The sequence below is a fragment of the Nevskia soli genome, from assembly GCF_903970205.1.
Lineage (GTDB): Bacteria > Acidobacteriota > Terriglobia > Bryobacterales > Bryobacteraceae > Bog-113.
Window position 1 is genome coordinate 1 of record NZ_CAJCHS010000210.1, and the last position, 4,264, is coordinate 4,264.

The 4,264-nt window shown below is 57.1% G+C and carries 5 protein-coding genes and 1 pseudogene; 2 read left to right on the forward strand and 4 right to left on the reverse strand.

Annotated elements, in window-relative coordinates; all coding sequences use genetic code 11:
* The 4 genes and pseudogenes from H1Y01_RS09480 to H1Y01_RS09495 form a co-directional block, all read right to left on the reverse strand.
* Positions 1-306: pseudogene (locus tag H1Y01_RS09480) on the reverse strand (hypothetical protein); the annotation flags it as partial.
* Positions 278-1,630, reverse strand: a complete 1,353-nt coding sequence (locus H1Y01_RS09485; RefSeq protein ID WP_180540211.1) for a hypothetical protein — start codon at positions 1,628-1,630, stop codon at positions 278-280. The gene H1Y01_RS09485 and the pseudogene H1Y01_RS09480, both read right to left, overlap by 29 nt.
* Positions 1,627-2,037 (reverse strand): response regulator, encoded by a 411-nt coding sequence (locus H1Y01_RS09490; protein WP_180540213.1) that lies wholly within the window; start codon positions 2,035-2,037, stop codon positions 1,627-1,629. The genes H1Y01_RS09485 and H1Y01_RS09490 overlap by 4 nt, the downstream gene beginning before the upstream one ends.
* Positions 2,038-2,044: 7 nt before the next feature.
* Positions 2,045-2,719, reverse strand: a complete 675-nt coding sequence (locus tag H1Y01_RS09495; protein WP_180540215.1) for a response regulator transcription factor — start codon at positions 2,717-2,719, stop codon at positions 2,045-2,047.
* A 225-nt stretch (positions 2,720-2,944) separates the two neighbouring features.
* Between H1Y01_RS09495 and H1Y01_RS09500 the strand changes: the two genes are divergently transcribed.
* Positions 2,945-4,003 (forward strand): TIGR03118 family protein, encoded by a 1,059-nt coding sequence (locus tag H1Y01_RS09500; protein WP_180540217.1) that lies wholly within the window; start codon positions 2,945-2,947, stop codon positions 4,001-4,003.
* 70 nt (positions 4,004-4,073) lie between these two features.
* The coding region (locus H1Y01_RS19500; protein WP_219341419.1) for a hypothetical protein at positions 4,074-4,264 on the forward strand (191 nt) is incomplete at its 3' end.

The following is a 4,264-nucleotide window of genomic DNA, read 5'->3' on the forward strand; positions in this document are numbered from 1 at the left end:
GCCGCTGAAGTTTGAGAAGGCGTTGTGAAAGACCGGGTCTTCGTTGGGAGAGTCGACAATCGTGCCTGTTTGAATCGGTAGGATGTGGGGCAGGAACGTTTTGTTCTTCTGCAGCATGCGCGCATGCGGCGCATCGACGGACGCCACGCTGGGAACGCCTGAAAAATAGACGACGACGCCCGAAAAGTCCCCGGACTTCTTTACCGACGCTATTTCAGTATCTCTCAGGGTGACGCTTCCGGACACGGTCGCGGCGTAAGCGGTAAGCGGCAATGCGCTAAAAAAGATAGCCCAATGCCAGATCATAATGATTGTTCAAACGTGTTCCTTGCGATAAGTAGGTAGTGCGGGTTTGCGAAAGCTCGAAGGCCGAGATGATGTTAGGAGCGAGGCGGTACATCACATTACCGGCATAAGTCACGTTGCGCGCGATTCCTCCCGTTAGAAGGTCGGCCGCGCGATCGTTCTCCTCGCCTCCATACAAATGGAAGCTCAGGCGCGATGTGGGGAAGAACGCAACCTGAGTCCAACCTCCCACTGCGCGAACGTCAGCGATGGCTCCGGATGGCAGCAGCGTGAAGCCTTGTCCGAGCGAGCCAAGCGGCGCCGTGTTTCTCCCATCGAATGCCGCCCCGGTGATTTCGACCTCCTGGATCGGCCGCACGAGCCAATCGAGTGACCAGATGCGGGAGGGCACCGTCGTGTCAAGTACGTGGGTGTCGCTGGCGTGATAGCCCGGAGCGATCTCGATACGGCGCTTGCCCCATTGTTTGTATAGTTCGACCCGCGTCTCATACCCTGGACGCGCCTGCTCGAGACCATAGAGTACGGACGGAGGGTTAGATGCGTCCCCTTCCGCGGTCTCGTAGACACCCGCTTGCGCGATGACGCCGAAGTTATCTTCATCGAAGCGGAAGCGATGTTCGATGCGCGCCTGAGGCTGCCAATCCCATAAGTTACCGGACGCGGAGAGTGGCGGCACACCTACCTGGGCCAAAGAATCGGGATCCCGCGGCGAAATGATCGGTTTGTCTCGGCCAACGGTAACCGTTGTATCTCCCCAGGTAAGGTCTACCTTCGCCGTTCGAATGTGGAACGCCGAGTTATATCCATAAGCGGAGTCCTGGAAGAAGTCCATGTAGATCGATCCGGATGCCTTACCGTCCCCGGGCAGGGAAGGGCCGTCGAACTTCAGTCCTAAGATTGTCTGTTGGACCGAAGCTCCGGAAACAGCGCTGCCGGTATACCCGGCTGTCAAAGGATCCTCCTGACCGCCGGCATTGCGCCCATTGGTGAAAGCATTGAACAGCAGCATGCCGGTAAGTGAGATGGGCATTTTCTGCGAGGCTTCCACCTTAGTTTGGGCCAGTTCCGCGGTGCGGCTCTCTTGCACGGCCAAGCGTTCTTCTTGCTGCTGCACAGGCTGGGCGTCCGGGGTCGCGCCGGCGTAATTCGCAAGCTCTTCGCGTAAGGCACGAATCTCGTCGACAAGCTTGCGGTTTTCCGCTTCCACCTGATCCAGCCGTGTGATCAGGTTATTCAGACTAGGATCCGTCTGAGCCGATGCGGACGCGGAAAGCGTGATGGCCAGAAATAAGATGACACCCACTTTCGAAAACAGGTTATTCATAACAGTTGCTCCAACTTCCTGCGAACCGCGGCAGGTGAGTACGGCTTGGCAAAAAAAGCATTCGCTCCCAGTTCGAGCGCGCGCTCCGGTAACAAGGGATCTGTGTCACCGCTAATAAGAATTACCGGGACGTGGGATAAGTGAGCGTCCGCTCGCAGCTCCCGAATCAGATCGAGACCGCTCGATTGAGCCAGATGCATATCCGTCACGACTGCGGCGACATGGCCGGGATGTTTCCGCATTTGAGCCAGAGCCAAGGGAGCTCCATTGACACGGCGGGGTTGACATCCGTGCAGACTATCCAGAGCGATCTCTAGCGTCTCGGCGCACGCATCGCTATCTTCGACGATAAACACCAATCGCGGCGATGGCAGCGGCGACGATATCGGCAAGAGTAAGTGCTCCATGAGAGTTCTACGGGATAAATCGATACCCGACGCGGTGAAGAGTCAGAAAATGACGGGGGCAGTTCGGGTCGGCCTCAAGCTTCTGGCGCAAATGGACGACATGTGCATCTACGGTCCTTGTGTTCGGATACGACTCATAGCCCCAAACGGAGTTTAGAATCAAGTCGCGAGAAAGTGGGCGGTCCGGATTTTGCAGGAAGAACGTTAGTAGGTTGTACTCAGCCGGAGTAAATCGGACCGGCTCGCCGCGGCGCTTCACAATACGGCGTTCCAGATCGACTTCCACATCGGCGAACGAGAGAACCTTACTCGCTTCCGAGGAGGAACGCCGCAGGACCGCACGGATGCGCGCGAGCAACTCGCGCGTGCCGAACGGCTTCACCATGTAGTCATCGGCGCCGATCTCGAGCAGCAGCACCTTGTCAACCTCGTCGCCCACAGCGCTGAGAACGATAATCGGCGTCGCGATGCCGCTGCCGCGCAGGCGCTTACAGATTTCGATCCCATGCATATCGGGCAATCGAAGGTCGGCGAGGATCAGATCGGGAGCGCCCAGCAGAGCGTGTTCGGTGCCTTCCCGGCCGTTAGCGGCCAGGATGGCCTGGAATCCTTCCCGGTCGAGAAGGACGCCGATGGTATCCCGGAGGTTATCGTCATCTTCGATTACGAGAATAGTCTGCACAGTCAGATAGCATCATAACTCTTTGTTTGGCGATTTGTAACAGCAGCCATACGGCTTTACCGGAACAAATGTCAAACTTATTCTGCGTTCCGCACTAATTTACAGCATTTTTACATCGCTGGAACAGGCCCGCATTGCTTTGGCTAAGGTTCGAACGGAAACTGAAATTGAAATCCGCGCCGCCCACAAACCGGCGGTGCGACTCAATCGAGAGGAACTACTTCAATGAAAACAACATCGCGCCAGTCGCGCTTTCTGGGTGCGGCCTTCTTCGCTTCGCTCGTACTATGGACAGGAGCCGGTCGACTAAGTGCCCAGACGGGAACTTACTCCGAGACTTTGCTAGTAACCGACGTCACAGGTCTAGGTCAGAAACAAGACCCAAACCTCTCAAACCCGTGGGGGTTAGCGGCCGTACCCGGGAATCCGTGGTGGGTCTCCGATAACAACTCGGGACTATCCACGCTCTATGATGGTCAAGGCAACATCGAATCGTTGGTCGTCACCATTCCACCCTCCGCGTCCGATCCGACGGCCCTAGGTTCGCCCACTGGAATTGTCGCAAATTCAACGACGGACTTCGGCGGTTCGTTCTTCATCTTCGATACCGAAGACGGTACCATCTCGGCCTGGTCCGGCGCGCCAAGCGCTTCGATCGTAGTCGACAAGGGAACGGCAGCAGTATATAAAGGCCTCGCAATGGGTCAGATGAACGGGGCAAATGTTCTCTACGCGGCTGATTTCCGCACGGGGACGATCGATGTGTACGACGCGAACTTCAACCCGGTTACGCTTGCATCGGGCGCCTTCACGGACCCGAAGATTCCGGCCGGCTGGGCGCCGCTGAATGTGCAAGTGATGAATGGAAATGTAGTTGTGATGTTCGCCAAGCAGGATTCCGCCAAACACGATGAGATCGACGGGCCGGGACTCGGTCAAGTGGATGAGTTTACGAGCACCGGCGATCTAGTCATGCGGTTTGAGCACGGCGCCTATCTCAACGCACCGTGGGGAGCGGCCATCGCGCCTTCCGACTTCGGTAAGTTCAGCGGCGCCATGCTGGTCGGCAATTTCGGATCGGGAGCAATTGTAGCCTATGACTTGACTACGGGCAAAGCTTTGGGCTTGGTCGATAACGTCAACGGCAAGCCGCTTGTTATTCCCGGCCTGTGGGCGCTGGATTTCGGGCTAGGCGGATCGACCGGGCCGGCGAATTGGCTCTATTTCACAGCCGGACCCAAGAACGAGACTCGCGGTTTGTTTGGTTACTTGGTAGCCAACTAAGCTGATGGTGACGGTGCGCTGCCTATGCTTTGGGTGGCGCACCGGCACTCCAAGTGTCATAATTGCCCGTATGCGGAACGATTGCGGGCGCATTTTGGCTCTGCTCCTACTTACGAGTGCGGCTTCAGCTTCGCTTGCGGCCCAGTGCACTGCGAATAGCGCGAGCGACGTGCTGACCGGACAATACAATTCCTACCGGTCCGGAGCGAACCTACATGAAATCATTCTGAAGCCGTCCAACGTCACGGCGGGCCAGTTCGG